Source organism: Vibrio sp. R11-SG3-ISO3-SZ (assembly GCF_059834345.1).
In genome coordinates, this window is the sequence record NZ_JCBDGX010000050.1 from 1 (window position 1) to 25,535 (window position 25,535).

38 protein-coding genes are annotated in these 25,535 nt (G+C 48.5%); 4 read left to right on the top strand and 34 right to left on the bottom strand.

The features are described 5' to 3' along the window. Nucleotides 1-791 (bottom strand): sulfate adenylyltransferase subunit CysD (cysD, locus tag AC6R1O_RS06600; protein ID WP_500656726.1); only part of this gene is annotated, 791 nt, incomplete at its 3' end. Nucleotides 792-863: 72 nt separating this feature from the next. Further along, on the bottom strand, nucleotides 864-1,739 hold the full coding sequence (cobA, locus tag AC6R1O_RS06605) for a uroporphyrinogen-III C-methyltransferase (RefSeq protein ID WP_500632848.1): 876 nt from the start codon (nucleotides 1,737-1,739) through the stop codon (nucleotides 864-866). A 262-nt stretch (nucleotides 1,740-2,001) separates the two neighbouring features. On the opposite strand from cobA, the gene AC6R1O_RS06610 reads away from it, so the two are divergent. Then, complete coding sequence (locus AC6R1O_RS06610) at nucleotides 2,002-3,963, top strand: bifunctional 2',3'-cyclic-nucleotide 2'-phosphodiesterase/3'-nucleotidase (RefSeq protein WP_500627528.1); 1,962 nt, start codon at nucleotides 2,002-2,004, stop codon at nucleotides 3,961-3,963. A gap of 143 nt (nucleotides 3,964-4,106) precedes the next feature. Then, entirely contained in the window at nucleotides 4,107-4,562 is a 456-nt protein-coding gene (locus AC6R1O_RS06615; protein WP_500627527.1) for a GNAT family N-acetyltransferase, read from the top strand. A 39-nt stretch (nucleotides 4,563-4,601) separates the two neighbouring features. On the opposite strand, the gene AC6R1O_RS06620 is transcribed toward AC6R1O_RS06615, so the two are convergent. After that, a complete protein-coding gene (locus AC6R1O_RS06620; protein WP_500627526.1) occupies nucleotides 4,602-5,297 on the bottom strand; it encodes a LysM-like peptidoglycan-binding domain-containing protein in 696 nt (231 codons plus the stop codon). 247 nt (nucleotides 5,298-5,544) lie between these two features. On the opposite strand from AC6R1O_RS06620, the gene bamJ reads away from it, so the two are divergent. After that, nucleotides 5,545-6,165, top strand: a complete 621-nt coding sequence (gene bamJ, locus AC6R1O_RS06625; RefSeq protein ID WP_500627525.1) for a BamJ family beta-barrel-assembly machinery protein — start codon at nucleotides 5,545-5,547, stop codon at nucleotides 6,163-6,165. A 202-nt stretch (nucleotides 6,166-6,367) separates the two neighbouring features. After that, nucleotides 6,368-6,847, top strand: coding sequence for a DUF2780 domain-containing protein (locus AC6R1O_RS06630; protein WP_500656727.1), 480 nt, complete (start codon nucleotides 6,368-6,370; stop codon nucleotides 6,845-6,847). Between the two features lie 130 nt (nucleotides 6,848-6,977). Here AC6R1O_RS06630 and rplQ read toward each other — a convergent pair whose 3' ends face one another. The 31 genes from rplQ to motX all read right to left on the bottom strand — a co-directional run bounded on the left by rplQ (nucleotide 6,978) and on the right by motX (nucleotide 25,364). After that, the gene (gene rplQ / locus AC6R1O_RS06635) at nucleotides 6,978-7,358 is read right to left on the bottom strand and encodes a 50S ribosomal protein L17 (protein WP_005383141.1); all 381 of its coding nucleotides are present in this window, start codon (nucleotides 7,356-7,358) and stop codon (nucleotides 6,978-6,980) included. A gap of 26 nt (nucleotides 7,359-7,384) precedes the next feature. Beyond that, nucleotides 7,385-8,377 (bottom strand): DNA-directed RNA polymerase subunit alpha, encoded by a 993-nt coding sequence (locus AC6R1O_RS06640; RefSeq protein WP_334554594.1) that lies wholly within the window; start codon nucleotides 8,375-8,377, stop codon nucleotides 7,385-7,387. Nucleotides 8,378-8,401: 24 nt separating this feature from the next. Then, nucleotides 8,402-9,022 carry a 30S ribosomal protein S4 gene (gene rpsD, locus AC6R1O_RS06645; RefSeq protein ID WP_334554596.1) on the bottom strand — a complete coding sequence of 207 codons (621 nt, stop codon included), beginning with the start codon at nucleotides 9,020-9,022 and terminating at the stop codon, nucleotides 8,402-8,404. Between the two features lie 27 nt (nucleotides 9,023-9,049). Further along, entirely contained in the window at nucleotides 9,050-9,439 is a 390-nt protein-coding gene (gene rpsK, locus AC6R1O_RS06650; RefSeq protein WP_001118870.1) for a 30S ribosomal protein S11, read from the bottom strand. Between the two features lie 18 nt (nucleotides 9,440-9,457). Beyond that, nucleotides 9,458-9,814: a 30S ribosomal protein S13 gene (gene rpsM, locus AC6R1O_RS06655; RefSeq protein ID WP_005435100.1), complete on the bottom strand. Its 357-nt coding sequence runs from the start codon at nucleotides 9,812-9,814 to the stop codon at nucleotides 9,458-9,460. A 148-nt stretch (nucleotides 9,815-9,962) separates the two neighbouring features. Further along, nucleotides 9,963-10,076: a 50S ribosomal protein L36 gene (gene rpmJ / locus AC6R1O_RS06660; protein WP_000868186.1), complete on the bottom strand. Its 114-nt coding sequence runs from the start codon at nucleotides 10,074-10,076 to the stop codon at nucleotides 9,963-9,965. 39 nt (nucleotides 10,077-10,115) lie between these two features. After that, nucleotides 10,116-11,450, bottom strand: coding sequence for a preprotein translocase subunit SecY (secY, locus tag AC6R1O_RS06665; protein WP_500627523.1), 1,335 nt, complete (start codon nucleotides 11,448-11,450; stop codon nucleotides 10,116-10,118). Between the two features lie 20 nt (nucleotides 11,451-11,470). Then, entirely contained in the window at nucleotides 11,471-11,905 is a 435-nt protein-coding gene (rplO, locus tag AC6R1O_RS06670) for a 50S ribosomal protein L15 (RefSeq protein WP_500627522.1), read from the bottom strand. Nucleotides 11,906-11,910: 5 nt separating this feature from the next. Further along, the gene (gene rpmD, locus AC6R1O_RS06675) at nucleotides 11,911-12,087 is read right to left on the bottom strand and encodes a 50S ribosomal protein L30 (protein ID WP_000201159.1); all 177 of its coding nucleotides are present in this window, start codon (nucleotides 12,085-12,087) and stop codon (nucleotides 11,911-11,913) included. A 7-nt stretch (nucleotides 12,088-12,094) separates the two neighbouring features. Further along, nucleotides 12,095-12,598 (bottom strand): 30S ribosomal protein S5, encoded by a 504-nt coding sequence (rpsE, locus tag AC6R1O_RS06680; RefSeq protein ID WP_500627521.1) that lies wholly within the window; start codon nucleotides 12,596-12,598, stop codon nucleotides 12,095-12,097. A 14-nt stretch (nucleotides 12,599-12,612) separates the two neighbouring features. Further along, nucleotides 12,613-12,966, bottom strand: a complete 354-nt coding sequence (gene rplR, locus AC6R1O_RS06685) for a 50S ribosomal protein L18 (protein WP_334554606.1) — start codon at nucleotides 12,964-12,966, stop codon at nucleotides 12,613-12,615. 9 nt (nucleotides 12,967-12,975) lie between these two features. Continuing rightward, nucleotides 12,976-13,509, bottom strand: a complete 534-nt coding sequence (gene rplF / locus AC6R1O_RS06690) for a 50S ribosomal protein L6 (protein WP_334554608.1) — start codon at nucleotides 13,507-13,509, stop codon at nucleotides 12,976-12,978. Nucleotides 13,510-13,521: 12 nt separating this feature from the next. Next, nucleotides 13,522-13,914, bottom strand: a complete 393-nt coding sequence (gene rpsH, locus AC6R1O_RS06695; protein ID WP_500627520.1) for a 30S ribosomal protein S8 — start codon at nucleotides 13,912-13,914, stop codon at nucleotides 13,522-13,524. 29 nt (nucleotides 13,915-13,943) lie between these two features. Beyond that, complete coding sequence (gene rpsN / locus AC6R1O_RS06700; protein ID WP_334554612.1) at nucleotides 13,944-14,249, bottom strand: 30S ribosomal protein S14; 306 nt, start codon at nucleotides 14,247-14,249, stop codon at nucleotides 13,944-13,946. Between the two features lie 17 nt (nucleotides 14,250-14,266). Beyond that, entirely contained in the window at nucleotides 14,267-14,806 is a 540-nt protein-coding gene (gene rplE / locus AC6R1O_RS06705) for a 50S ribosomal protein L5 (protein ID WP_334554615.1), read from the bottom strand. A gap of 24 nt (nucleotides 14,807-14,830) precedes the next feature. Continuing rightward, on the bottom strand, nucleotides 14,831-15,148 hold the full coding sequence (gene rplX / locus AC6R1O_RS06710) for a 50S ribosomal protein L24 (RefSeq protein WP_334554617.1): 318 nt from the start codon (nucleotides 15,146-15,148) through the stop codon (nucleotides 14,831-14,833). A gap of 13 nt (nucleotides 15,149-15,161) precedes the next feature. Further along, a complete protein-coding gene (gene rplN / locus AC6R1O_RS06715) occupies nucleotides 15,162-15,533 on the bottom strand; it encodes a 50S ribosomal protein L14 (RefSeq protein ID WP_334554619.1) in 372 nt (123 codons plus the stop codon). Between the two features lie 163 nt (nucleotides 15,534-15,696). Then, on the bottom strand, nucleotides 15,697-15,951 hold the full coding sequence (rpsQ, locus tag AC6R1O_RS06720; RefSeq protein ID WP_500627519.1) for a 30S ribosomal protein S17: 255 nt from the start codon (nucleotides 15,949-15,951) through the stop codon (nucleotides 15,697-15,699). Then, nucleotides 15,951-16,142, bottom strand: a complete 192-nt coding sequence (gene rpmC, locus AC6R1O_RS06725; protein ID WP_334554623.1) for a 50S ribosomal protein L29 — start codon at nucleotides 16,140-16,142, stop codon at nucleotides 15,951-15,953. Before rpmC ends, rpsQ begins: the two co-directional genes overlap by 1 nt. Further along, nucleotides 16,142-16,552: a 50S ribosomal protein L16 gene (rplP, locus tag AC6R1O_RS06730; RefSeq protein WP_005379577.1), complete on the bottom strand. Its 411-nt coding sequence runs from the start codon at nucleotides 16,550-16,552 to the stop codon at nucleotides 16,142-16,144. The genes rpmC and rplP overlap by 1 nt, the downstream gene beginning before the upstream one ends. 11 nt (nucleotides 16,553-16,563) lie before the next feature. After that, on the bottom strand, nucleotides 16,564-17,262 hold the full coding sequence (rpsC, locus tag AC6R1O_RS06735) for a 30S ribosomal protein S3 (protein ID WP_334554625.1): 699 nt from the start codon (nucleotides 17,260-17,262) through the stop codon (nucleotides 16,564-16,566). Between the two features lie 17 nt (nucleotides 17,263-17,279). Continuing rightward, on the bottom strand, nucleotides 17,280-17,612 hold the full coding sequence (rplV, locus tag AC6R1O_RS06740; RefSeq protein ID WP_334554973.1) for a 50S ribosomal protein L22: 333 nt from the start codon (nucleotides 17,610-17,612) through the stop codon (nucleotides 17,280-17,282). Nucleotides 17,613-17,622: 10 nt separating this feature from the next. Beyond that, complete coding sequence (gene rpsS / locus AC6R1O_RS06745) at nucleotides 17,623-17,901, bottom strand: 30S ribosomal protein S19 (protein WP_005435078.1); 279 nt, start codon at nucleotides 17,899-17,901, stop codon at nucleotides 17,623-17,625. A 20-nt stretch (nucleotides 17,902-17,921) separates the two neighbouring features. Then, entirely contained in the window at nucleotides 17,922-18,746 is an 825-nt protein-coding gene (rplB, locus tag AC6R1O_RS06750) for a 50S ribosomal protein L2 (protein ID WP_334554627.1), read from the bottom strand. Nucleotides 18,747-18,762: 16 nt separating this feature from the next. Then, nucleotides 18,763-19,065 carry a 50S ribosomal protein L23 gene (gene rplW / locus AC6R1O_RS06755; RefSeq protein WP_004398471.1) on the bottom strand — a complete coding sequence of 101 codons (303 nt, stop codon included), beginning with the start codon at nucleotides 19,063-19,065 and terminating at the stop codon, nucleotides 18,763-18,765. Further along, nucleotides 19,062-19,664 (bottom strand): 50S ribosomal protein L4, encoded by a 603-nt coding sequence (gene rplD, locus AC6R1O_RS06760; protein WP_005379556.1) that lies wholly within the window; start codon nucleotides 19,662-19,664, stop codon nucleotides 19,062-19,064. Before rplD ends, rplW begins: the two co-directional genes overlap by 4 nt. A 17-nt stretch (nucleotides 19,665-19,681) precedes the next feature. Next, nucleotides 19,682-20,311 carry a 50S ribosomal protein L3 gene (gene rplC / locus AC6R1O_RS06765; protein ID WP_500630336.1) on the bottom strand — a complete coding sequence of 210 codons (630 nt, stop codon included), beginning with the start codon at nucleotides 20,309-20,311 and terminating at the stop codon, nucleotides 19,682-19,684. Between the two features lie 14 nt (nucleotides 20,312-20,325). After that, entirely contained in the window at nucleotides 20,326-20,637 is a 312-nt protein-coding gene (gene rpsJ, locus AC6R1O_RS06770; RefSeq protein WP_001181007.1) for a 30S ribosomal protein S10, read from the bottom strand. Nucleotides 20,638-21,150: 513 nt separating this feature from the next. Further along, nucleotides 21,151-21,888, bottom strand: coding sequence for a 23S rRNA (guanosine(2251)-2'-O)-methyltransferase RlmB (rlmB, locus tag AC6R1O_RS06775; protein ID WP_334554633.1), 738 nt, complete (start codon nucleotides 21,886-21,888; stop codon nucleotides 21,151-21,153). 56 nt (nucleotides 21,889-21,944) lie between these two features. Then, complete coding sequence (gene rnr / locus AC6R1O_RS06780; RefSeq protein WP_500656728.1) at nucleotides 21,945-24,425, bottom strand: ribonuclease R; 2,481 nt, start codon at nucleotides 24,423-24,425, stop codon at nucleotides 21,945-21,947. A 300-nt stretch (nucleotides 24,426-24,725) separates the two neighbouring features. After that, nucleotides 24,726-25,364: a flagellar protein MotX gene (gene motX / locus AC6R1O_RS06785; protein ID WP_334554638.1), complete on the bottom strand. Its 639-nt coding sequence runs from the start codon at nucleotides 25,362-25,364 to the stop codon at nucleotides 24,726-24,728. Between the last annotated feature and the right edge of the window lie 171 nt (nucleotides 25,365-25,535).

A 25,535-nucleotide genomic window follows, 5' to 3' on the forward strand; every position in this document is an offset into this window, starting at 1 on the left:
GTGTTGGCGGTGGACTCAATCGCCCCAGTCAGTGGGTAACAACCCAAGGTACGAAAACGCACGCTTTTCTCTTCCACCACTTCACCCGGTTGCAGCTTCATGCGCTCGTCATCGACCATGATCAACATGCCATCACGCTCAACAACAGGACGCGTATCCGCCAAGTACAAAGGCACAATCTCGATGTTCTCTAAGTAGATGTATTGCCAGATGTCGAGCTCAGTCCAGTTCGACAGTGGGAACACACGAATACTTTCGCCTTTGTTGATTTGACCGTTATAGGTGCGCCATAGCTCTGGACGCTGGTTTTTCGGGTCCCAGGTGTGGTTTTTATCTCGAAATGAGTAGACGCGCTCTTTCGCTCGAGACTTCTCTTCGTCACGGCGGGCACCGCCAAAGGCAGCGTCAAAGCCGTATTTGTTCAGCGCCTGCTTTAACCCTTGGGTTTTCATGATGTCCGTGTGTTTCGAAGAGCCATGATCGAATGGGTTGATGCCCATCGCCAGACCTTCTGGGTTCTTATGGACCAAAAGCTCAAAGCCATACTTCTTCGCGGTTCTATCGCGAAATTCGATCATTTCTCTAAACTTCCAGTCGGTATCGACGTGCAGCAATGGAAATGGGATCTTGCCTGGGTAAAACGCTTTACGCGCAAGATGCAGCATTACTGAGGAGTCTTTACCGATGGAGTACATCATCACAGGGTTATCAAACTCAGCGGCAACTTCGCGGATGATATGAATACTCTCCGCTTCCAGTTGCTTGAGGTGAGTTAAACGTTCTTGGTCCATGTTGGTGCTTCCTTTACGGCTCGCGTTGAGCTTCTGACTATTAAATTCAGGGTGATGTGCAAAAATTAAGCGCTATGCGCTCTGGCGGCCAAGTTGGCTTATGGGCGCCTCGGTTTGCTCGCGGGCAAACCAATCGAGCTTTTCGGACAACGCCACCACTTCACCGATCACAATCAATGACGGGGACTCGGCGCTTTTGGCCAATTCACTCAAATCGCTCAATTGACCTTTCAGTACGCGTTGGGCTTGCTGCGTACCACGCTCGATAATGGCAATTGGCGTGTGCGCGGCGCGGCCATGCGTAATCAACTGGCTTTGGATGCAATCGGACTTCATCAGCCCCATATAGATGACTAGCGTTTGATTGCCACGCGCCAATGTCGACCAATCCATCTCATCACGTTCGGCTTTGAGATGACCGGTAATAAACATCGCCGACTGAGCGTAATCTCGGTGCGTCAATGGAATGCCTGCGTAGGCCGTCGCGCCAGCAGCAGCGGTGATCCCTGGTACCACATGAAAGGCGATACCCGCGTCAGCCAACACTTCGAGCTCCTCTCCGCCGCGACCAAAAATAAACGGATCGCCACCTTTAATGCGCACGACTTTGTGCCCTTGCTGAGCAAAATCGACCAACAGTTGATTGGTTTTCTCTTGCGGTACGCTGTGGTGACCCGCACGTTTGCCGACGCAGACCAAAATGGTGTCGCTTGGCACGAGCGCCATGATCTCGTCTGACACCAAGTAGTCATACAGCACCACATCGGCCTGCTGTAAAAAGCGCAACGCTTTGAGCGTCAGCAACTCCACATCGCCTGGCCCTGCGCCAACCAATGCCACTTCACCGGCTTTCAAACCACTGCGGCCCATTGCGTGCAACGGCGGTAGGTTGCGCTCGACTTGGGGCTGGCGAAGTGGAAAGGGAGAGACAGTTTCCTTGTGCGCCATAACGTCATCCTTTTGCTAATCTATGGATGGCATTATGGCGCTGCGAACATATTACCTGAAATTCTAAAATTTCATTTTTTATACCAATTGCTGATAAGAGACGATTCTTGTGACACCGAATCGAGGCAAAAAGTGAGAGTTGGGCACCACAACCCGTTGATACCAACGGTTAAGATCACGTTTTCCTGATGAATGAAATTCTTGTTTCATACAACTTTGTTACATTATGCAGTACTGTTGACCCCCCTCATCGGAGCAAAAAATGAACGTAGCAGTGAAACCTCTCTCTCTGGCTGTCCTTAGCGGGATGCTGGTTATGGCCAGCCCAGCGATGGCAGAAACCATCAAACTTCGCATTATCGAGACCACCGACATCCACACCAACGTGATGGATTACGACTACTACAAAGACAAACCGTCACAAAAGATTGGTTTGACTCGCGCCGCAACCTTAGTCAAAGCCGCGCGCAGTGAAGTCGAAAACAGCGTCTTGGTTGATAACGGTGATTTGATTCAAGGCAGCCCAATGGGTGACTACATGGCGGCCAAAGGCATTGAGAAGGGCGAAGTTCACCCTGTTTACAAGGCAATGAATCAGCTTGGCTACGATGTGGGTAACATCGGTAACCACGAGTTCAACTACGGCTTAGAGTTTCTGGCAAAATCGCTGGAAGGTGCCGAGTTCCCTTATGTCAGCGCAAACGTTTTTGACCAAAAAACCGGTGAGCACTACTTCAAACCTTACCTGATTAAGTCGCACATGTTTAAAGATGTCGATGGTGTCGAGCACGAGATCAAAGTCGGCTACATCGGCTTCGTACCGCCACAAATCATGGTGTGGGATAAGAAAAACCTCGAAGGCAAAGTGTTTGCCAAAGACATCAAAGAATCAGCGATGGCCCTAGTGCCACAAATGAAGGCTGAAGGCGCAGATGTGATTGTCGCCATCCCGCACTCAGGCGTATCCTCTGATCCGCACAAAATGGGCGCAGAAAACTCCACTTACTATCTCTCTGAAGTAGAAGGCATTGATGCGATTGCGTTTGGTCACTCGCACGCCGTCTTCCCAGGGAAAGGCTTTGAAAACATCCAAGGTGTGGATAATGAAATGGGTACCATCAACGGCGTTGCCGCCGTCATGCCAGGACGTTGGGGCAGCCACGTTGGTGTGATTGACCTAGAGCTTAAGCAAGAAGGTGAGCAGTGGGTGGTGGTGAAAGGCCAGTCCGAAGCACGCCCAATCTTTGATTCAGCGACTAAACAGCCTATCGTCGACGCGGATGCCGGTATCGTCAAAGCGCTTGAAGCAGACCACAAAGCGACGCGCGACTTTGTCAATCAGCCGATTGGTAAAGCCAGCGACGTGATGTACAGCTTCCTCGCCTTGGTGCAAGACGATCCCACCGTACAAATCGTCAACCTTGCACAAAAAGATTACGTTGAGCGCTTTATCCAAGGCGATCCTGATTTATCAGACATCCCTGTGCTCTCAGCGGCAGCGCCATTTAAAGCGGGCGGTCGTAAAAACGATCCGAATAACTACACCGAAGTGGAGTCAGGTCAGTTGACCTTCCGTAACGCTGCGGATCTCTATCTCTACCCGAATACCTTGGTGGCGATGAAAGTCAGCGGTCACGAAGTGAAAGAGTGGCTAGAGTGTAGCGCCGGTCAATTTAAACAGATCGATACCAACAGCAGCGCCGCACAAAGCCTGATTGATTGGGATGGCTTCCGTACTTACAACTTTGACGTCATTGATGGGGTTAACTACCAGATTGATGTGACCCAGCCAGCGAAATACGACGGCAACTGTAACGTCATCAATGAAGATGCTGAGCGTATCGTCGGTTTGACTTATCAAGGGAAAGCGATTGATCTGAAACAGCCATTTATCATTGCGACCAACAACTACCGTGCGTACAGCAACAAGTTCCCAGGCACAGGTGCCGAGTTTGTTGCGTTTGACTCGCCAGATGAAAACCGCTCGGTTGTGGCTGCGTACATTACCCGCGTCAGTGAAGAAAACGGTGAGTTTGTACCAAGCGCAGACAACAACTGGTCTTTCGCCCCTATCCAATCGGATAAAAAACTCGATATCCGTTTCGAAACCTCACCGGGTGAAAAGGCAGCTAAGTTCATCGCAGATAAAGGTCAATATCCAATGGCCTTCGTTGAGAATGATGATGTAGGCTTTGCGGTCTACCAAATCGATCTGCAAAAATAGCACTTTGCTCAATCAGAGCGTCTTTCATTAAGCCGCAGTCACTGCGGCTTTTTTCTCTCTATTTTACAAAGATCGTTAATATTGCAGCCACTTATCTCAGGTTGATATGATGGCGTCCCTTATTTACCACCAATAGGTGTCCGATGGATTGGCAACTGCGTACCTTTGAAGCTTTGAGCAACCACGAACTGTATCAATTACTCAAACTAAGAGTGGATGTGTTTGTGGTCGAACAAACCTGCCCATACCCCGAGCTCGATGACAAAGACCCAATCACGGGGGTGTATCACCTACTGGGTTATGAGCAAGGCCAACTGGTCGCCTGCGCGCGCTTACTGCCTGCGGGGATCAGTTATCCGAGCGTCAGTATTGGCCGAGTGGCGACACATGAAAAAGCGCGTGGCAACGGGCTGGGTCATCAACTGTTGGAGCAAGCGATTCATCAATGCCAACGTTTGTGGCCAAACAGCGCAATTGAAATCGGCGCGCAGGAGCACTTAAGTGCCTTCTATGGCCGATATGGATTTGTTGCCACCTCTGAGGTCTATCTCGAAGATGGCATCCCTCATATTGATATGAAGCGAGAGAGTGGGGCTTGAGGGGCAAAGGGGAATGGGTAGCGGGCAGAGGGTAAGTGATTACTTACTGCGGCCAAATCCACCATCTGATAACCTAAAGAACATCACCGATTGCTGATTTTTCTCAAGCTGAAGAATATCAAGCTGACCTTCATCGGTCACTTTGTAGCGCACCAACTGGCCTTGGCGAATTTGACTAAGCGGTTTATCTTGCCCCTCGACTTTGACGAGTGCGTTTAAGTCCGCCATTGAGAGCCCATTGCGTCGAAACATCTCAGCTAGGGTATCGCCACTTTTCACCGTATCTTCTTGCCACGGGTTCGTGACTTGTCTTGGGTTTGTTACTTGTTCTTGATGTGAGACTGGCGTTGAGCTTTGCTGGCTCAGTGAGGTGGTGTTGATATCAATGGAGACACGTTGAGGTGACGCAACCTGCACCGAAGCCGTCTCCGGTGTCGACTGTGATGTGGGCAACATCAGCAAAATGACAAGTAGTGGAACCAGTACCATCAACCCACGTTGATGCCACTTAGGTAGACGATGCCAAAGCGCCTTGCCTTGCTCGGGTAACGTGCGCCATTTAGCCCCAAGGGGAGACGATGGGTTCGTCTCAGGCGTGCTTGAGTCGGGCTGACTAGGCCCTTGCTTTTTCAGCTTGAGTGCGCCCAACGGGTTTGAATGACGAAAGCGCGCCAACTGTGTTTTCAATACCTCAGCATAATCGACACGTTGTGGTTTCTTCTTTCTGCGATTCATCGCCCTATTTCTCCCAATACTACCCTGCCCCAAGTATAAAAATGATAATCAACCGAGTATAGGGATTTTGCGCGCGTTAAGTAATAACTCGGTCAAATCTCACGGAATTCTCATCGATAGGCGCATTTCACCCCGAGAGTGATGGTTATTCTCCCCCGAGAGTGACAGTTAAAAGGGCGCTATCGTTTCATCACTGTGTGAGAACTGGTAGACTTGATGACTTTATACACCCAACAAGAGAGACATCATGTCTGAAGTGAAATTTGAAACTGTAGAGCAAAAAGCCAGCTACGGAATCGGCCTACAAATGGGTCAACAACTTGCGGGTTCTGGTCTTGACGGCCTAAACGTTGACGCCATTGCTGCGGGTATCGCAACAGCATTGGTTGGTGACATGCCAGCAATCGAAGTAGACGAAATCAACAAAGCGCTGCAAGAGCTGCACACTCGTGCAGAAGCAGTACGTCAAGAAGCGGCAAAAGCGGCGGCGGCAGATGGCGAAGCCTTCCTAAAAGACAACGCTCTACGTCCAGAAGTGACCGTACTAGAGTCAGGTCTTCAGTACGAAATCATCACTGAAGGTACGGGTGAAATCCCAACTTCAGACAAGCAAGTTCGCGTTCACTACCACGGTGAATTGACTGACGGTACGGTATTTGACAGCTCAGTGTCTCGTGGCCAACCAGCAGAATTCCCAGTTACTGGCGTGATCAAAGGTTGGGTAGAAGCCCTACAACTGATGCCTGTTGGCTCAAAGTGGAAACTGTATATTCCTCAAGACCTTGCCTATGGTGAGCGCGGCGCTGGTGCGGCGATCCCTCCATTCGCAGCCTTGGTCTTCGAAGTCGAATTGCTGGCTATCCTGTAATAGCCTGGCAGAACAGCCGAAAGTTCAAGACAGACAGCGGTGCTCTATGAGCGCCGCTTTTTTTCATCTTGACGCAGAGATGGCTCTATTCACTGTGAGATGAGTGTGATACAAGTATCGCTTATGGAAGCAATATACCCATTGATCCATTCAATCACTCTGGCCTATCAGAGTGTTAAAGCGAACACTGCATGGAGGCTCTATGCGCAAACACCTTCTTACTGCGGCGCTGCTGGCTCTGTCTGCCGGACAAGCGCACGCCTTTCTCAATTCCATTACTGAAAAATCAAGCCAAGAGGGTTTTATGGACATGGTTAGCCAAGGGCTCAACCTGCAATCTTCACCAATAAGCGAGCTGTTGACCAGTCAGCTTCCTGTGACCAGCGAACAAGCGACAGCGGGCGGCGGCGCACTGTTGGCGTTCGCACAAAGTCAGTTATCTTCTGAAAACAGCAACGAATTAGAGTCTTTAGTACCTGGCCTCTCGCAACTCAACGATGCGGGTGGGCTCTTTAGTCAACTTGAAAGTATCGAGGCGGTGCGCGGCGTCTTTGAAAAAGTGGGTCTGGACCCTTCGATGATCAGCCAATTTGCGCCTGTAATCCTTGGCTATCTTAGCGACCAAGGCGCCAGTGACAGTCTATTAGGTTCACTCGGTGGACTCTGGACCGATTTAGAATAGTCGTCAGTGAGTAGAGTGGTGCTCTGCATTAAATCTTGATGTCTCGATGAGATAACGTACAGAGACATTACCTATACGACAGGCACAAAAAAGCCGAGCTAACGCTCGGCTTTTTCGTTATACGAACTGATTACTCAGCAGCTTCTTCAGCAGCTGGGCGATCAACAAGCTCAATGTAAGCCATTGGAGCTTTATCACCAGCACGGAAGCCAGCTTTTAGGATACGAGTGTAACCGCCCTGACGAGCAGCAAAACGTGGACCTAGTTCGTTAAATAGTTTTGCAACTACTTCGTTGTCACGAGTACGTGCAAATGCTAGACGACGGTTAGCAACGCTGTCAGTCTTAGCTAGTGTAATCAAAGGCTCAACTACGCGACGTAGCTCTTTTGCTTTTGGCAAAGTAGTCTTGATAACTTCATGACGTACTAGAGAGCTAGCCATGTTGCTGAACATCGCTTTGCGATGTGAGCTGTTGCGGTTGAGTTGACGACCACTCTTACGATGGCGCATGACCTAATCCTTCTAACTAGTATCGATTAATCTTCAGCGATAGACGCTGGTGGCCAGTTTTCTAGGCGCATGCCCAGAGACAGACCACGTGATGCAAGTACGTCTTTAATCTCAGTAAGAGATTTTTTACCAAGGTTTGGCGTTTTAAGTAGCTCAACCTCAGTGCGCTGTACAAGATCACCGATGTAGTGAATCGCTTCTGCTTTCAGACAGTTAGCAGAGCGAACTGTTAGTTCAAGATCGTCTACAGGACGCAGTAGGATCGGATCGAATTCTGGCTTCTCTTCCTTCTCCTCAGGTACACGTACATCACGAAGATCTACGAACGCATCCAATTGCTCAGCAAGAATAGTTGCTGCGCGACGGATTGCTTCCTCAGGGTCTAGAGTTCCGTTCGTTTCCATGTCGATAACAAGCTTGTCTAAGTCTGTACGCTGCTCTACACGAGCGGCTTCAACAGCGTAAGCAATCTTGTCTACTGGGCTGTACGTAGCGTCAACCAGTAGGCGGCCAATTGGACGCTCATCTTCTTCAGTATGGATACGAGCTGAAGCTGGAACGTAACCGCGACCACGTTCAACTTTGATACGCATAGCGATCTCAGCGTTGTCATCCGTTAGGTGACAAATTACGTGTTCTGGGTTAGCGATCTCTACATCACCATCATGGGTGATGTCACCTGCAACCACAGGGCCTGAGCCTGATTTGTTCAGTGTAATAAACACTTCATCTTTGCCTTCGGCAACGCGAACAGCCAAACCTTTAAGGTTTAGAAGAATTTCAAGAATATCTTCTTGAACGCCTTCTTTAGTGCTGTACTCGTGCAGAACGCCTTCAATTTCAACTTCAGTCACTGCGCAACCTGGCATAGACGAAAGTAAAATACGGCGAAGTGCATTACCTAGAGTGTGACCAAAGCCACGCTCTAATGGCTCAAGAGTTACTTTTGCGTGTGTCGTGCTGACTTGTTCGATGTCAACCAGACGTGGCTTAAGAAATTCTGTTACAGAACCCTGCATTGTGTCCTCTCTTTAGTTTAAACCTTACTTAGAGTAAAGCTCGACGATCAGTTGTTCGTTGATGTCAGCAGACAGATCAGAACGCTCAGGCAGACGCTTGAACGTACCTTCCATCTTAGTGCCATCTACTTCAATCCAAGTTGGTTTTTCGCGTTGTTCAGCAACTTCTAGTGCACCTTTGATGCGAGATTGCTGTTTCGCTTTTTCGCGAATAGAAACAACGTCGTTAGCCGCAACTTTGAAAGAAGGAACGTTTACCACTTTACCGTTAACTAGAATAGCTTTGTGGCTAACTAGCTGACGTGCTTCTGCGCGAGTTGCACCAAAGCCCATGCGGTAAACTACGTTATCAAGACGACCTTCAAGAAGCTGAAGCAGGTTTTCACCTGTGTTGCCTTTAAGGCGAGCAGCTTCTTTGTAGTAGTTACGGAATTGTTTTTCTAGAACGCCGTACATACGACGAACTTTTTGCTTCTCACGAAGCTGAACGCCATACTCAGATAGACGACCGCGACGAGCGCCGTGTACACCTGGTGCGTTATCAATTTTACACTTGGTATCGATCGCGCGTACACCAGACTTAAGGAATAAGTCAGTACCTTCGCGACGGCTAAGCTTCAGCTTAGGACCCAAATATCTTGCCATGATCTTTCTCCAGTAATCTAAAAAACGTTATACGCGACGTTTCTTAGGTGGACGACAACCGTTATGAGGGATTGGTGTAGCATCAACAATGTTTGTGATGCGGAAACCAGCAGCGTTCAGTGCGCGAACAGTAGATTCACGACCTGGACCTGGACCCTTAACCATAACTTCCAAGTTCTTTAGACCGTATTCTTTAGCCATTTCAGCACAACGCTCAGCAGCAACCTGTGCAGCGAACGGAGTAGACTTACGAGAACCACGGAAACCTGAACCACCTGCAGTAGCCCAAGCTAGTGCGTTACCTTGACGGTCAGTGATGGTTACGATTGTGTTGTTGAAAGAAGCATGGATGTGCGCAACGCCATCTGCAACTTGCTTGCGTACGCGCTTACGAGCGCGAGTTGGTTGTTTAGCCATTGTACTCTACCTTCCCGATTATTTCTTGATCGGCTTACGCGGACCCTTACGGGTGCGAGCGTTGGTTTTAGTACGCTGTCCACGTAGTGGTAGACTGCGACGATGACGAAGACCACGGTAACAACCAAGGTCCATAAGACGCTTGATGTTCATAGATACTTCACGACGTAGATCACCTTCTACAGTGTACTTAGCTACACCATCACGCAGTTGATCGATCTGCTCTTCAGTTAGTTCACTGATCTTAACATCTTCAGCAATACCCACTTCAGCTAGGATAGCTTGAGAGCGAGTTTTACCGATGCCGTAGATTGACGTTAGTGCAATCACAGCATGTTTCTGATCAGGAATGTTAATGCCTGCAATACGGGCCATTATTCACTCCTAGTGTTTCTTAAAAAGAATTAGCCGCAACAAAGCCCGTTATGGATACGTTGCGGAATACTACTTCTTTTGCACGCAAAAGGTAGGCCGAGGAATATACTCGACCTAACCTTCTATTTCAAGTAAAAATTTCTGCTAATTAGCCTTGGCGCTGCTTGTGCTTTGGCTCACTGCAAATCACGCGAACGACACCGTTACGCTTGATAACTTTACAGTTACGGCAGATTTTTTTAACGGAAGCACGAACTTTCATTGCTAAACTCCGTAAATGAAATCTGAGACTACCGCCGAATTAACGGCCATAACCTTTCAGATTCGCTTTCTTCAACACAGAATCATATTGTTGAGACATCATATGAGTCTGTACCTGTGCCATAAAGTCCATGATAACAACAACTACGATAAGTAGTGATGTACCGCCGAAGTAGAAACGTACGTTCCATGCGACCATCATGAACTCCGGAATCAGACAGATAAAGGTAATGTAAAGCGCGCCCGCAAGGGTTAGTCGCGTCATTACTTTATCAATGTACTTAGCTGTCTGCTCACCTGGGCGGATGCCGGGTACGAATGCACCTGACTTCTTCAAGTTATCTGCTGTTTCACGCGGGTTGAATACCAACGCCGTGTAGAAGAAACAGAAGAAAATAATCGCTGCTGCATAAAGCATTACATACAGAGGTTGACCTGGGCTAAGAGCCAAAGACACGTCAGTTAACCAACCGAACGCGCTGCTCTCACCGTTCTGACCGAACCACTGAGCCAATGTTCCTGGGAACAGGATAATGCTCGAAGCGAAGATTGCTGGAATAACACCGGCCATATTAATTTTTAATGGCAGATGCGTACTTTGCGCAGCAAATACTTTGCGACCTTGTTGACGCTTCGCGTAGTTGACAACGATACGACGTTGACCACGTTCCATGAAAACAACAAAGTAAATGACAGCGAAAGACAATACAGCAATCAACAGCAGAAGAAGTACATGCAATTCACCTTGACGCGCTTGCTCAATTGTTTGGCCGATTGCCGAAGGCAATCCAGCAACAATACCTGCAAAGATCAGCAACGAGATACCGTTACCAATTCCGCGCTCTGTAATTTGTTCACCTAACCACATAAGGAACATGGTACCGGTTACTAAACTTACGGTCGCAATAAGCGTAAACATGGTTTGGTTGATAACAACCAGATTGTCGACCATGTTTGGTAGGCCTGTTGCAATACCAATAGCTTGGAAGGTTGCAAGTACAAGCGTGCCGTAGCGTGTATATTGGCTTATCTTACGACGGCCTGCTTCACCCTCTTTTTTGAGTTCAGCTAACGCTGGATGAACTACAGTTAGCAGTTGGACAACAATCGATGCCGAAATGTACGGCATGATGCCCAACGCTAATATAGATGCACGCTCAAGAGCACCACCGGAGAACATGTTAAACATCTCTACGATGGTACCTTTTTGCTGTTCGAACAATTGGGCAAGTACAGCAGCATCAATACCAGGTAGTGGTACAAAGGAACCTGCACGGAATACCAAAAGTGCGCCTAAAACGAACAATAAACGCGACTTTAATTCCGCCAATCCATTCTTTGCACTACTAAAATCTTGTCCTGGTTTTTTAGCCATCTGTACCCTTCCTTCGAAGATTATTCTTCGATTTTACCGCCTGCAGCTTCGATTGCAGCTTTAGCGCCTTTAGTCACACGTAGACCTTTAACAGTCACTGCTTTGTTAATTTCACCAGAAAGAACAACTTTTACAAATTCGATGTTCTTAGTGATGACGTTAGCAGCTTTAAGGCTGTTTAGGTCAACCACGTCACCTGTTACTTTCGCTAGTTCAGCTAGACGAACTTCAGCAGACACTAGGCTCTTACGAGAAGTGAAACCGAACTTAGGTAGACGTTGTTTTAGAGGCATCTGACCGCCTTCAAAACCTGGACGAACACTGCCGCCAGAACGTGATTTTTGACCTTTGTGACCACGGCCACCAGTTTTACCAAGGCCAGAACCGATACCACGGCCAACTCGCTTCGCAGGAGTCTTAGCGCCCGCAGCCGGTGCTAGAGTATTCAAACGCATTCTGATTACTCCTCAACTTTAACCATGTAGTAAACCTTGTTGATCATACCGCGTACACACGGAGTATCTTCAAGTTCTACTGTATGGTTGATTTTACGAAGGCCCAGACCACGCAAAGTAGCTTTGTGCTTTGGTAGGCGACCAATTGAGCTTTTAGTTTGAGTAACTTTAATAGTTGCCATGGTGTTCTTACTCCGAAATAGATTCAACAGTTAGACCACGTTTAGCAGCAACCATGTCTGGTGACTTCATGCTACCTAGCGCATCGATCGTCGCACGAACGATGTTGATAGGGTTCGTAGAACCGTATGCTTTAGATAGTACGTTGTGTACACCTGCTACTTCTAGTACTGCACGCATCGCACCACCTGCGATAACACCTGTACCTTCAGCCGCTGGCTGCATGTAAACTTTAGAGCCCGAGTGGCGACCTTTTACCGGGTGGAAAAGTGTGCCTTCGTTAAGCGCGATCGTAGTCATGTTACGACGTGCTTTTTCCATTGCTTTTTGAATCGCTGCAGGTACTTCACGGGCTTTGCCGTAACCGAAACCTACGCGACCGTTACCGTCACCAACTACAGTTAGTGCAGTAAAGCTCATGATTCGACCGCCTTTAACCGTTTTAGATACACGGTTAACTGCGATTAGCTTTTCTTGCAAATCATTCGCTTGAACTTGTTGTTCTTTAGCCATCTTCCAACCCTACCTTAGAATTTCAGACCAGCTTCGCGAGCAGATTCTGCTAGCGCCGCTACTCGACCGTGGTATTGGAAACCAGAACGATCAAATGCAACTGCGTCAACGCCTTTTTCAAGCGCGCGCTCTGCAATAGCTTTACCTACTGCTTTTGCTGCATCGATGTTACCAGTGTTCTTCACTTGCTCACGGATCGCTTTTTCTACAGTAGAAGCTGCTGCGATTACCTCAGAGCCGTTTGATGCGATAACCTGTGCGTACACGTGACGAGGAGTACGGTGTACTACTAGGCGAGTTGCACCCAGTTCTGCAATCTTACGACGTGCGCGTGTAGCACGACGGATGCGAGATGCTTTCTTATCCATAGTGTTACCTTACTTCTTCTTAGCTTCTTTAGTACGCACATTTTCATCTGCGTAACGAACACCTTTGCCTTTGTATGGCTCAGGCTCACGGTAAGAACGAATGTCAGCCGCAACTTGACCAACTAGTTGTTTGTCACAACCAGTGATAACAATTTCAGTTTGGCTTGGACACTCAGCTTTGATACCCGCTGGCAACTCGTGCTCAACTGGGTGAGAGAAGCCTAGTGTTAGACCTACAGCGTTGCCTTTGATAGCAGCACGGTAACCAACACCTTTAAGAGTTAGCTTCTTGGTAAAGCCTTCAGTAACACCAACAACCATGTTGTTCACTAGAGCGCGAGCAGTACCTGCTTGAGCCCATGCGTTAGCAACACCTTCTTTAGGACCGAAAGTAAGGTTGTTCTCTTCCTGAGCGATAACAACAGCGTCGTTAAGAACGCGAGTTAGTTCGCCCTTCGCACCTTTTACAGTGATTTCTTGGCCGTTCAGTTTCACCTCTACGCCAGCTGGAATAGCGACAGGTGCTTTAGCAACACGAGACATTTTCTACTCCTATTACGCTACGTAAGCGATGATTTCACCACCAAGACCTGCTTTACGTGCAGCACGGTCTGACATCAGACCCTTGGAAGTTGAAACGATAGCAACACCAAGACCACCCATTACAGAAGGAAGTTCATCTTTCTTCTTGTAAACACGTAGACCTGGACGAGAAACACGTTTAAGTTGCTCGATTACTGGTTTCGCTTGGAAGTACTTAAGAGTAACTTCTAGCTCAGGTTTTACTTCGCCTTCAACAGCGAAATCAACGATGTAACCTTCAGCTTTTAGTAGTGCAGCAATTGCAACTTTAAGCTTTGAAGAAGGCATTTTAACAGAGACTTTGTCTGCTGCCTGACCGTTACGAATGCGGGTCAGCATATCCGAAATCGGATCTTGCATGCTCATATGATTTACTCCAAATGATTAAGTGGCAATTACCAGCTAGCCTTACGAAGTCCAGGAATCTCGCCTTTCATGCAAGCTTCGCGAACTTTGATACGGCTTAGACCGAACTTACGTAGGTAACCGTGTGGACGACCAGTTTGGTTACAACGGTTGCGCTGACGTGATGCACTTGAATCACGTGGAAGAGTTTGCAGTTTAAGCACTGCATCCCAACGATCTTCTTCAGATGCGTTTACATCGCTGATGATAGCTTTAAGAGCCGCACGCTTTTCAGCGAACTTAGCTACAAGCTTCGCACGCTTTGCTTCACGTGCTTTCATAGAATTTTTAGCCATAACAGTAACCCTTCACCTTACTTACGGAATGGGAAGTTAAAGGCAGCCAGCAGAGCACGGCCTTCCTCATCAGTACCAGCAGACGTCGTAATAGTGATGTCTAGACCGCGTACTCGATCAACTTTATCAAAGTCGATTTCCGGGAAGATGATTTGCTCGCGAACGCCCATGCTGTAGTTACCGCGACCGTCAAAAGACTTAGCGCTAACACCACGGAAGTCACGTACACGTGGAAGAGCGATCGAAATTAGACGCTCAAGAAAATCCCACATACGTTCGCCACGCAAGGTTACTTTACAACCGATAGGGTAGCCTTCACGAATTTTGAAGCCTGCAACAGATTTACGCGCTTTAGTGATAAGTGGCTTTTGACCAGAGATCGTTGCCATATCAGATGCTGCGTTTTCTAGCAGTTTCTTGTCGTTGATTGCTTCACCAACACCCATGTTAAGGGTGATTTTCTCGATTCTAGGGACTTGCATGACGCTTGAGTAACCGAACTGTTTGGTCAGTTCAGCGACTACAGACGACTTGTAGTAATCATGCAGTTTCGCCATAGTAGAACTCCAAATTACTTTCTATTAGTTAGAAACAGTTTCGCCGTTAGACTTGAAGAAACGAACTTTCTTGCCATCTTCGATACGGAAACCGATACGGTCAGCTTTACCAGTAGCTGCGTTGAAAATCGCCACGTTAGAAACGTCGATTGCTGCTTCTTGCTCTACGATACCGCCTTGGATACCCATAGCAGGAACAGGTTTCTGGTGTTTCTTAACAAGGTTGATACCTTCAACGATAACTTTACCAGTAGCTAGGACCTTAGTTACTTTACCTTTCTTGCCTTTATCTTTACCAGCAAGAACGATTACTTCGTCATTACGACGGATTTTAGCTGCCATCTTTACGTGCTCCTTACAGAACTTCTGGAGCCAGTGAAACGATCTTCATGAACTTATCGTTACGAAGTTCGCGTGTCACAGGACCAAAGATACGTGTACCGATTGGTTGCTCAGTATTGTCATTTAACAGTACGCAAGCATTACGGTCGAAGCGAATGACAGAACCGTCTGGACGACGTACGCCTTTACGGGTGCGAACTACCACCGCCTTCAGTACATCACCTTTTTTAACTTTACCGCGAGGAATTGCTTCCTTAACAGTAACTTTGATGATGTCACCGATATGTGCATAACGGCGGTGAGAGCCACCCAGAACCTTAATACACATTACGCTGCGAGCGCCTGAGTTATCAGCTGCGTCCAGCATACTTTGCATTTGGATCATGTTAGTGCTCCGCTAAATATATAAAAAAACTAGACCCTCACGGGTCGGGCTGCCTCTTTAAAAGGGACGCGAATTGTACCACCCTTTTTTTCACTTGGGTAGTCAAAAAATAAACGGCCCCAAAAAAACTTTTTGGAGCCGTTTCATCATAGAATTAACGAGATTACATCTTCGCTTTTTCTACAACTTTCACCAAAGTCCAAGACTTAGTCTTAGACAGTGGACGACACTCTGCGATTTCAACTTTGTCGCCTAGGCCACATTCGTTGTTCTCGTCATGTGCGTGTACTTTTGTCGTGCGTTTTACGAACTTACCGTAAATTGGGTGTTTTACGAAACGCTCGATAGCAACAGTGATAGACTTGTCCATCTTGTCGCTGATTACACGACCTTGTTGAGTACGTTTTACTTCGCTCATTATGCGCCTGCCTTCTCAGTCAAAACAGTTTTCACACGTGCGATATCACGGCGTACAGCTTTCAGAGTATGAGTTTGCTGTAGTTGACCAGTCGCAGCTTGCATGCGCAAGTTGAACTGTTCACGTAGCAAACCTAGAAGCTCTGCATTTAGCTCTTCAACGCTTTTTTCGCGTAGATCTTGTGCTTTCATCACATCACCTGCTTAGTTACAAATGTCGTCTTGAATGGCAGTTTACGAGCCGCTAGGCGGAACGCTTCACGTGCCAATTCTTCAGGTACACCACCCATTTCGTACATCACCTTACCAGGTTGGATTTGGGCTACCCAGTACTCAACGTTACCTTTACCCTTACCTTGACGAACTTCAAGTGGTTTCTCTGTGATAGGCTTGTCTGGGAACACACGGATCCAGATTTTACCTTGACGCTTAACGTGACGTGTCATTGCACGACGTGCCGCTTCGATTTGACGAGCAGTTAGACGACCACGGCCAACAGCTTTAAGACCGAATTCGCCGAAGCTTACATCAGTACCTTTAGCTAGACCACGGTTACGACCAGTCTGAACCTTACGGAACTTAGTACGTTTAGGTTGTAGCATCTGTCGACTCCTTACTTACGGCCTTTGCGCTGCTTCTTAGGCTTGTCGCCTTTAGGCTCTACAGCGTTAGCTGCTGGCATGCCGCCTAGGATCTCACCTTTGAAGATCCAAACTTTAATGCCGATTACACCGTATTGGGTGTGAGCCGAAGAAGTTGCGTAATCAATGTCAGCACGTAGAGTGTGTAGAGGCACACGGCCTTCACGGTACCACTCTGAACGTGCGATTTCAGCGCCGCCTAGACGACCGCTTACTTCCACTTTGATACCTTTAGCACCTAGACGCATTGCGTTTTGTACCGCGCGCTTCATAGCACGACGGAACATCACACGACGCTCTAGCTGAGACGCGATGCTGTCACCAACAAGTTGCGCATCCAGTTCAGGCTTACGTACTTCAGCGATGTTAATTTGCGCTGGTACACCTGCAATTTTAGCTACAGCTGCGCGTAGCTTCTCAACGTCTTCACCTTTCTTACCGATAACAACGCCTGGACGAGCAGTGTGAATAGTCACACGGATGCTCTTAGCAGGACGCTCGATAACGATACGTGAAAGAGACGCTTTCGAAAGTTCCTTAGTTAGGAACTGACGTACCTTGAAGTCGCCGTCTAGGTTGTCAGCGAATTCTTTGGTGTTAGCAAACCATGTAGCATTCCAAGGCTTAACGATGCCTAGACGAATACCATTAGGATGTACTTTTTGACCCATTGCTTACTCTCCTAGTCTCAAGCGTCTGCAACAACAACAGTGATGTGGCTTGAACGCTTCAAGATACGATCCGCACGACCTTTAGCACGAGGCATAATACGCTTCATGATCGGGCCTTCATCTACGAAGATTTTAGCGACTGATAGATCGTCGATATCTGCACCTTCGTTGTGCTCCGCGTTCGCGATAGCTGATTCAAGAACTTTCTTGATCAGTTCAGCCGCTTTTTTGTTGCTGAACGTCAAGATTTCTAGAGCTTGATCAACTGATTTACCACGAATTTGATCTGCAACTAAGCGAGCTTTCTGAGGCGAAATGCGAGCAAAGTTATGTTTAGCTACTGCTTCCATCATCTACTCCTTAACGCTTCTTAGCTTTCTTATCCGCAGCGTGACCGCGGTAAGTACGTGTTGGTGCGAATTCGCCCAGTTTGTGACCGATCATTTCTTCGGTAACGAAAACTGGAACGTGCTGACGACCATTATGGACAGCGATGGTCAAACCGATCATTGTTGGAATGATCATTGAGCGACGGGACCAAGTCTTAATAGGCTTTTTGTCTCCGCTTTCCACCGCTTTCTCTACCTTCTTCAGCAAGTGTAGGTCAATAAATGGACCTTTCTTGAGAGAACGTGGCATGGCTTATCCTCTTATATAGATTACTTGTTACGACGACGTACGATGTACTTGTCAGTGCGTTTGTTCTTACGGGTCTTGAAGCCTTTAGTTGGCATACCCCAAGGAGAAACTGGGTGACGACCACCAGATGTACGGCCTTCACCACCACCGTGTGGGTGGTCTACTGGGTTCATTACCACACCGCGAACGGTTGGACGAACACCGCGCCAGCGGTTAGCACCAGCTTTACCTAGTTCGCGTAGCATGTGCTCAGCGTTGCCTACTTCACCGATTGTTGCACGGCCTTCAGACAATACTTTGCGCATCTCACCAGAACGTAGACGGATAGTCACGTACGCACCGTCGCGAGCAACGATTTGAGCGTAAGCACCAGCCGAACGAGCTAGCTGAGCACCTTTACCAGGCTTAAGTTCAACACAGTGAACAGTAGAACCTACAGGGATGTTGCGCATCGGCAGGGTGTTACCTGCTTTGATAGGCGCATCAACACCAGATTGGATCTGATCACCAGCTTGAACACCTTTAGGTGCAATGATGTAACGACGCTCACCGTCTGCGTACAGAACTAGAGCGATGTTTGCGCTACGGTTTGGATCGTATTCTAGACGCTCAACTTTCGCTGGAATGCCATCTTTAGTACGTTTGAAATCGATAACGCGGTAGTGGTGTTTGTGACCACCGCCGATGTGACGTACTGTGATACGACCGTTGTTGTTACGACCACCGTTCTTAGAGTTTTTCTCTAGAAGAGGTGCGTAAGGCTTACCTTTGTGAAGGTCAGCGTTAACAACTTTAACTACGTGACGACGACCAGGGGAAGTCGGCTTACATTTAACAATAGCCATTGTTTAACTACTCCTGTTATTCCGCACCGCCAACGAAGTCAAGATCTTGACCTTCTTTCAAAGTAACGTACGCTTTCTTAACGTCGCTGCGGCGACCTTGGCGTAGACCTTGACGTTTGGTCTTACCCTTAGTGATAAGAGTATTTACAGACTTAACTTCAACTTCAAATAGCTTTTCTACGGCTGCTTTGATCTCTTTCTTAGTCGCATCTTTTGCTACTTTGAAAACGATAGTGTTCGCTTTCTCAGCAGCCATCGTTGCTTTTTCAGAGATGTGCGGTGCACGTAGAACTTTTAGGATACGCTCTTCAGTGATCATGCTAGCATCTCCTCAACTTGCTTAACTGCTTCAGCAGTCATTACAACTTTGTCGAACGCGATCAGTGAAACTGGGTCGATACCAGCAACATCACGTGCGTCAACTTTGTATAGGTTACGAGCCGCTAGGAATAGATTCTCATCTACTTCGCTAGTCACGATTAGAGCGTCAGTTAGCTCAAGCTCTTTCAGCTTAGCTACAAGCTCTTTAGTTTTTGGCGCTTCAACTGAGAAGTTATCAACAACGATTAGACGCTCTTGACGAACTAGCTCAGAAAGAATGCTCTTCATAGCACCACGGTACATTTTCTTGTTTACTTTTTGGCTGTGATCTTGTGGTTTCGCAGCAAAAGTAACACCACCTGTACGCCAGATTGGGCTACGGATTGTACCAGCACGAGCACGGCCAGTACCTTTTTGACGCCATGGCTTAGCGCCACCGCCAGAAACTTCTGAACGTGTTTTTTGAGCACGAGTACCTTGACGAGCACCTGCTGCGTACGCAACAACTACTTGGTGTACAAGAGCTTCGTTAAACTCACGTCCGAAAGTAGTTTCGGAAACAGTTAGTGCATCAGCACCTTTAACCATTAGTTCCATTACTTACTCCTGAGACGTTATGCTTTAACAGCTGGTTTAACGATCACGTTGCCGCCAGTTGAGCCTGGGACTGCACCTTTAATAAGAAGCAGGTTGCGCTCAGCGTCAACACGTACGATCTCTAGGTTTTGAGTCGTTACACGCTCAGCACCCATGTGACCTGCCATTTTCTTGCCTTTAAATACGCGACCTGGAGTCTGACATTGACCGATAGAACCAGGAGCACGGTGAGACAATGAGTTACCGTGAGTCATATCTTGAGTACGGAAGTTCCAACGCTTAACAGCGCCTTGGAAGCCTTTACCTTTCGATGTACCAGTAACGTCTACTTTCTTAGTTTCGTTGAACAGTTCAACAGTTAGCTCAGCGCCAACTTCAAACTCTTCGCCGTTTTCCAAACGGAATTCCCAAAGACCACGACCAGCTTCAACGCCAGCTTTAGCAAAGTGACCTGCTTCAGCTTTGTTTACGCGGTTGGCTTTCTTAGCACCAGCAGTTACCTGAATTGCTGCGTAGCCGTCTGTTTCAAGAGTTTTCACTTGAGAAACGCGGTTACCTTCAACTTCAACAACAGTAACTGGGATAGAAACGCCATCTTCAGTAAATACGCGGGTCATGCCCACTTTACGACCGATTAGACCAATCATTCTTCTAATCTCCCTTAACCTAGGCTAATTTGTACGTCAACGCCCGCTGCAAGGTCTAGACGCATCAGAGCATCAACAGTTTTGTCTGTTGGCTCAACGATGTCGATTAGACGTTTGTGAGTACGGATTTCGTACTGATCACGAGCATCTTTGTTAACGTGTGGAGAGATAAGAACTGTGAAACGCTCTTTACGAGTTGGCAGTGGGATTGGACCACGAACCTGTGCGCCAGTGCGCTTAGCTGTTTCAACGATCTCCGCTGTAGAAGCGTCGATTAGTTTGTAATCGAAAGCTTTTAGGCGGATACGAATACGTTGGTTCTGCATGAGACAGAGCTCCAATAGTTATTTATTACACAAACAATATCGCCACTCAGACTCGCTAAGGCGAGAGAATGTACGATTGATTTATGTGAAACCGTAGCATCCAAGATTAGGACGCATTGTCAGCTAATTTTCGATTAGCTCTCGAGAAGAGAAACATTGCTGTTTGTTTTCAAGAGGTGAACTAATTGTATTAACCGCGAACATAAGCTGAGTTTACATTACCTAATTTACCAAGCGGTAAATCAGCTCCTCGCTGCTCATTGGTTCACAACTGGCTTAACCAGTGCGGGGGATTATACAGATCACAGTTTCACATGCAAGGGTTGTTTGAAAAATAGTCGCAGAAAAAGAGGGGGGAGAAAAAGAAGTGCCTAGTTTCTAGTTCCTAGAAGGAGCGTATAGAGAGCCAGAGGGGTGCTTAAAGAAAGTGAGAGGGGAAGAAGAAAAAAGTGAAAAGAAGTGCCTAGTTCCTAGAAGTCGCCCTCTAGGAACTAGGCACTCGCCACTAGGACCTTACCCCAACCTCTGACGGACGGCTTCGAAGAGGCAGATGCCTGAAGCAACCGAGACGTTTAAGCTCGAGACTGAGCCGGCCATTGGGATTTTGATTAGGTCATCACAGGTCTCGCGCGTTAGGCGGCGCATACCGTCTCCTTCGGCACCCATGACGATGGCCAGTGGGCCAGTCAGTTTGGCTTGATAGATATCGTGCGTCGCCTCGCCAGCGGTGCCGACAAACCAGATGCCCTGCTCTTGCAAGCTGCGCATCGTGCGCGCCAGATTAGTCACGCGCACTAAGGGTACGGTTTCTGCTGCGCCACACGCCACTTTGCTAACCGTTGCCGTCATTGGCGCCGACTTATCTTTCGGCACGATGACCGCGCAAACACCCGCCGCATCAGCGTTACGTAGGCAAGCACCTAAGTTATGGGGATCGGTCACCCCATCCAGTACTAGCAGCAGTGGATTGTCGTGCTTGGCGATAATGTCATCCAAATCATGCTCGTTGAGCGGCTTGGCGGGCTTAACACGAGCAATCACACCTTGGTGATTGGCGCCATGCGCTTTGTCGTCGAGGGTTTTGCGCGTCATCTGCTGGATGGAAACGCCTACCGCTTGCAACTCGTTGAGGATAGGTAGCAGGCGGTCGTCTTGACGCCCTTTAAGAACATACGCTTCAACAAAACGTTCAGGCTCTTTGGCCAACACTGCTTTGACGGCGTGGATGCCATAAATAAATTCGTTACTCATTAGTTAACCTGTTTTGATTCAAGAGAGAGGCGTGATGCGCCCCTCTCTTCGATAGATTATCGTGTGGCTTTTTTCGGCTTACGACCGGGCTTTTTCTTGATGGCCTTTTTGACTTTTGGCTTTTTCGCCCCCTCAGCGCTCGCGTCGCCACGAGACTGACCTTTCGCGCCCGCTTTACCGCGCTCAGTGTCAGGACGCTTAGTCGGCTCCACTGCAGGGATGGCGCGGCGCTCGCCTTTTCCGCTGGCGTTACGCTTCTTCTCTTTTGCTTTACGCTGCGCTTCTGCCGCGCGTTTTTTCGACGTTTTGCCTTTACCACGTGGCACTCGGCTACTTTCCACCAACTCAAAATCGATCTGTCTGTCGTCCAAGTTAACCGACAGCACCTTCACTTTGACGCTATCGCCAAGACGATAAATGGCGCCAAAGCTCTCGCCGATCAAGCGCTGGCCGATTGGATCAAACTGATAGTAGTCGTTCGCCAAGTTAGAGATGTGCACTAAGCCATCGATGTGCAACTCACTCAAACGGACAAAGAAGCCAAAGCCCGTGACGTTGGCAATCACACCGTCTAGCTCTTCACCAACATGATCTTGCATGTACTCACATTTGAGCCAATCCGACACCTCACGCGTCGCGTCATCAGCGCGGCGTTCGGTCATCGAACACTGCTCACCGTAGAAGTCCATGTCATCAAATGAATAGTGGTAGCCGCCTGTTGGGGTCCAGCGATCGTGATTAGTGCCCGCTTGTTTGGCAATCAAATACTTAATCGCGCGATGAAGCAGCAAGTCTGGGTAACGACGAATCGGCGACGTAAAGTGCGCGTAACGCTTCAACGCCAAGCCAAAGTGGCCACAGTTGTCGGCATTGTACACCGCTTGCTTCATCGAGCGTAGTAGCATGGTTTGAATCAGCTCTTTATCAGGGCGCTCACCGATATGCTTCATCAAATCCGCATAATCCGTAGGAGAAGGCTCCAAACCGCCTTTCAAATCCAAGCCAAGCTCAGCCAAGAAATCTCTAAAGCCCGTTAAGCGCTCCTCGCCCGGCGTTTCGTGAATACGATATAGCGCTGGCTCTTTGGCTTTTTCCACCAAGGAAGCCGAGGCGATGTTGGCCAGAATCATACACTCTTCAATGATCTTGTGCGCATCGTTACGCACCACAGGCTCAATACTTTCGATTTTACGCTGCGCATTGAAGATAAATTTGGTTTCGACACTTTCAAACTCGATCGCCCCACGCTGATCGCGCGCTTCTTTTAGCACTTTGTACATCGCGTGCAGCTGCTCAAGATGCGGCACCAAAGCTTGGTAGCGCTCACGCAGCTCTTCATCCCCTTCGAGGATGTCATGCACTTTGCTGTAGGTCAGACGCGCGTGAGAATTCATCACCGCTTCGTAATGCTTGTAGCCTGACAGCTTGCCGGTTTCTGAGATGGCCATCTCGCACACCATACACAAGCGGTCCACCTGTGGATTCAGTGAACAGAGTCCGTTAGAGAGTACCTCAGGCAACATTGGCACCACTTGTGATGGGAAGTAGACCGAGTTACCACGGTTGATGGCCTCTTTATCTAACGCGCTATCGGTACGAACGTAATAGCTGACATCCGCAATCGCCACCCAGAGACGCCAGCCGCCCCCTTTCTTCGCTTCACAGTAGACAGCATCATCGAAATCGCGCGCGTCTTCGCCATCAATGGTGACCAATGGCAAGTCGCGCAAGTCAACACGACCGACTTTCGCCTCTTCCGGGACCTCTTCACCCAGGCCTTCAATCTGCTTCTCAACCGCTTCGGGCCATTCGTGAGGAATTTGGTGGGTACGAATGGCAATTTGCGTCTCCATACCTGGCGCCATATTCTCACCCAAAACTTCAACCACTTTGCCCATCATGCCACGTGAGCGTGAGCCACGGTCGGTCAATTCAATTACGACCACGTTGCCCATACGAGCCCCTGCTCGCTGGTCATTAGGAATCAAAATATCTTGGCTAATTCGAGAGTCATCCGGCACCACATAGGAGTAGCCATACTCCATGAAAAAGCGGCCGACGATCTGCGTCTGACGCTCTTCCAACACACGCACCAGGCGCCCTTCTTTGCGGCCGCGCTTCGAGTTATCGGTCGGTTGCACTAAGACGTAATCACCATGAATGATGTTTTTCATCTGATGATGCGGCAACACGATGTCGTTATCTTTGCCGACACTGCCTTCCGGTCGGACCCAACCATGACCGTCTTTATGGCCAATCACATAGCCTTTCACCATCTCGAGTTTTTCTGGCAAGGCGTAACATTGACGGCGCGTAAACACCAACTGCCCGTCACGCTCCATCGCGCGCAAACGGCGGCGCAAACCTTCGTATTGCTCTTCGCCTTCGAGTTTGAGCGCCTCAAACAGATCGTTGCGGTTCATGGGCACTCCCGCGTTAGTGAGATACTCAAGAATGTACTCACGACTTGGGATGGGGTTTTCGTAATTTTCAGATTCACGATCGGCAAACGGATCGTTGGGCATTGTGTCAGACATAGGCACGCCTATTTTTTCCAGAGGAGTTAATAACAGTATATCGGCTCAAGTGAGCTTTTAATACTAAGCTAGCGTTTTTAAAGTGAAAGGTGGTCTTTTTAGGCAGAGTTTGCAAGTAGAAGGGTTAGCGGATAAAAGGTGAGGAGATAAAAGCAAAATACCCAGCCGAGCTGAGTATCACCATCACTGGCCACAAAGGCCAATCCAGAGTGCAGGTTGGATAAGCCGCGTGGTGTCTGTTTCGAATTCTAAGTCCGTCGCCTGCTAGCGCGAGCCCCGCCCCCTAGCAGAACGAGTGCGTTACCAGAACGTGTCGCGTTTTTTGGCGCGCGCGATGATGTTTTGCGGCATACGGCGCTCCAGCCCCTGACGCAAAATAGAGATGCGTTTGTGGGTGCGCTGATCCGCGGTGACGGAGTTGTAGAGCCAGCGGTAGGCATCTTCATAATCGAGCGGGCTGCCATAATCACGCAGCAGCAATTCTGCCAGATGAATACGCGCGTTCAGGTTGCCCATCGCAGCGGCTTCACGCAGATAAGGAATCGCGCGCTCTTTGTCTTCTTGTACCAAGGTGCCTCGAGAGTAGTAACGCCCGAGCTGCTCCAGCGCGGCAGGTAAACCTTGATGGGCAGCGTTCTCCATATAGTAGAGACCCAGTTCCACATCCTGCTCCACACACACACCCCACGCCAACATATCGCCATACAAAAACTCGTAAGACGGTAGGCTAATGCGCGTTGCGCGCGCGACAATGTCTTCCACCAGCTGACATTTGTCGGCTTTGACTTGCTCAAGGTGCTTGTTGTCGTTAATCAGTTTGATCAGTTCAGCTTCGGTATAAATCGGGACCGGTTCACCAATCTCCGCTAGCTCATTCGCGGTGACCGTTTGAGCGCCCAACATCAATACCATCGAAGCCGCTAACGTTTTTAGCGTCATTATCTGCACTCTTTACTTCGATTGTTTGTCCATTGTTAACTGGGATGCGCGACTCAACACTACACCTCAATTGTGAGCGACCACCACCGAATGACTCCACTGCTGGAGTCGACGCCAACAAACCGGCGAAAGAGGTGGCAAGCTTGAACCTTATATCGACCAAGATTGATA

Excerpts from the sequence above, each read along its gene's own strand:
- cobA (WP_500632848.1), bottom strand. The coding sequence starts at position 1,739 with ATGGCGCACAAGGAAACTGTCTCTCCCTTTCCACTTCGCCAGCCCCAA.
- AC6R1O_RS06610 (WP_500627528.1), top strand. The coding sequence starts at position 2,002 with ATGAACGTAGCAGTGAAACCTCTCTCTCTGGCTGTCCTTAGCGGGATG.
- AC6R1O_RS06615 (WP_500627527.1), top strand. The coding sequence starts at position 4,107 with ATGGATTGGCAACTGCGTACCTTTGAAGCTTTGAGCAACCACGAACTG.
- AC6R1O_RS06620 (WP_500627526.1), bottom strand. The coding sequence starts at position 5,297 with ATGAATCGCAGAAAGAAGAAACCACAACGTGTCGATTATGCTGAGGTA.
- bamJ (WP_500627525.1), top strand. The coding sequence starts at position 5,545 with ATGTCTGAAGTGAAATTTGAAACTGTAGAGCAAAAAGCCAGCTACGGA.
- AC6R1O_RS06630 (WP_500656727.1), top strand. The coding sequence starts at position 6,368 with ATGCGCAAACACCTTCTTACTGCGGCGCTGCTGGCTCTGTCTGCCGGA.
- rplQ (WP_005383141.1), bottom strand. The coding sequence starts at position 7,358 with ATGCGCCATCGTAAGAGTGGTCGTCAACTCAACCGCAACAGCTCACAT.
- AC6R1O_RS06640 (WP_334554594.1), bottom strand. The coding sequence starts at position 8,377 with ATGCAGGGTTCTGTAACAGAATTTCTTAAGCCACGTCTGGTTGACATC.
- rpsD (WP_334554596.1), bottom strand. The coding sequence starts at position 9,022 with ATGGCAAGATATTTGGGTCCTAAGCTGAAGCTTAGCCGTCGCGAAGGT.
- rpsK (WP_001118870.1), bottom strand. The coding sequence starts at position 9,439 with ATGGCTAAACAACCAACTCGCGCTCGTAAGCGCGTACGCAAGCAAGTT.
- rpsM (WP_005435100.1), bottom strand. The coding sequence starts at position 9,814 with ATGGCCCGTATTGCAGGCATTAACATTCCTGATCAGAAACATGCTGTG.
- rpmJ (WP_000868186.1), bottom strand. The coding sequence starts at position 10,076 with ATGAAAGTTCGTGCTTCCGTTAAAAAAATCTGCCGTAACTGTAAAGTT.
- secY (WP_500627523.1), bottom strand. The coding sequence starts at position 11,450 with ATGGCTAAAAAACCAGGACAAGATTTTAGTAGTGCAAAGAATGGATTG.
- rplO (WP_500627522.1), bottom strand. The coding sequence starts at position 11,905 with ATGCGTTTGAATACTCTAGCACCGGCTGCGGGCGCTAAGACTCCTGCG.
- rpmD (WP_000201159.1), bottom strand. The coding sequence starts at position 12,087 with ATGGCAACTATTAAAGTTACTCAAACTAAAAGCTCAATTGGTCGCCTA.
- rpsE (WP_500627521.1), bottom strand. The coding sequence starts at position 12,598 with ATGGCTAAAGAACAACAAGTTCAAGCGAATGATTTGCAAGAAAAGCTA.
- rplR (WP_334554606.1), bottom strand. The coding sequence starts at position 12,966 with ATGGATAAGAAAGCATCTCGCATCCGTCGTGCTACACGCGCACGTCGT.
- rplF (WP_334554608.1), bottom strand. The coding sequence starts at position 13,509 with ATGTCTCGTGTTGCTAAAGCACCTGTCGCTATTCCAGCTGGCGTAGAG.
- rpsH (WP_500627520.1), bottom strand. The coding sequence starts at position 13,914 with ATGAGCATGCAAGATCCGATTTCGGATATGCTGACCCGCATTCGTAAC.
- rpsN (WP_334554612.1), bottom strand. The coding sequence starts at position 14,249 with ATGGCTAAAAATTCTATGAAAGCACGTGAAGCAAAGCGTGCGAAGCTT.
- rplE (WP_334554615.1), bottom strand. The coding sequence starts at position 14,806 with ATGGCGAAACTGCATGATTACTACAAGTCGTCTGTAGTCGCTGAACTG.
- rplX (WP_334554617.1), bottom strand. The coding sequence starts at position 15,148 with ATGGCAGCTAAAATCCGTCGTAATGACGAAGTAATCGTTCTTGCTGGT.
- rplN (WP_334554619.1), bottom strand. The coding sequence starts at position 15,533 with ATGATCCAAATGCAAAGTATGCTGGACGCAGCTGATAACTCAGGCGCT.
- rpsQ (WP_500627519.1), bottom strand. The coding sequence starts at position 15,951 with ATGAGCGAAGTAAAACGTACTCAACAAGGTCGTGTAATCAGCGACAAG.
- rpmC (WP_334554623.1), bottom strand. The coding sequence starts at position 16,142 with ATGAAAGCACAAGATCTACGCGAAAAAAGCGTTGAAGAGCTAAATGCA.
- rplP (WP_005379577.1), bottom strand. The coding sequence starts at position 16,552 with ATGCTACAACCTAAACGTACTAAGTTCCGTAAGGTTCAGACTGGTCGT.
- rpsC (WP_334554625.1), bottom strand. The coding sequence starts at position 17,262 with ATGGGTCAAAAAGTACATCCTAATGGTATTCGTCTAGGCATCGTTAAG.
- rplV (WP_334554973.1), bottom strand. The coding sequence starts at position 17,612 with ATGGAAGCAGTAGCTAAACATAACTTTGCTCGCATTTCGCCTCAGAAA.
- rpsS (WP_005435078.1), bottom strand. The coding sequence starts at position 17,901 with ATGCCACGTTCTCTCAAGAAAGGTCCATTTATTGACCTACACTTGCTG.
- rplB (WP_334554627.1), bottom strand. The coding sequence starts at position 18,746 with ATGGCTATTGTTAAATGTAAGCCGACTTCCCCTGGTCGTCGTCACGTA.
- rplW (WP_004398471.1), bottom strand. The coding sequence starts at position 19,065 with ATGATCACTGAAGAGCGTATCCTAAAAGTTCTACGTGCACCGCACATC.
- rplD (WP_005379556.1), bottom strand. The coding sequence starts at position 19,664 with ATGGAACTAATGGTTAAAGGTGCTGATGCACTAACTGTTTCCGAAACT.
- rplC (WP_500630336.1), bottom strand. The coding sequence starts at position 20,311 with ATGATTGGTCTAATCGGTCGTAAAGTGGGCATGACCCGCGTATTTACT.
- rpsJ (WP_001181007.1), bottom strand. The coding sequence starts at position 20,637 with ATGCAGAACCAACGTATTCGTATCCGCCTAAAAGCTTTCGATTACAAA.
- rlmB (WP_334554633.1), bottom strand. The coding sequence starts at position 21,888 with ATGAGTAACGAATTTATTTATGGCATCCACGCCGTCAAAGCAGTGTTG.
- rnr (WP_500656728.1), bottom strand. The coding sequence starts at position 24,425 with ATGTCTGACACAATGCCCAACGATCCGTTTGCCGATCGTGAATCTGAA.
- motX (WP_334554638.1), bottom strand. The coding sequence starts at position 25,364 with ATGACGCTAAAAACGTTAGCGGCTTCGATGGTATTGATGTTGGGCGCT.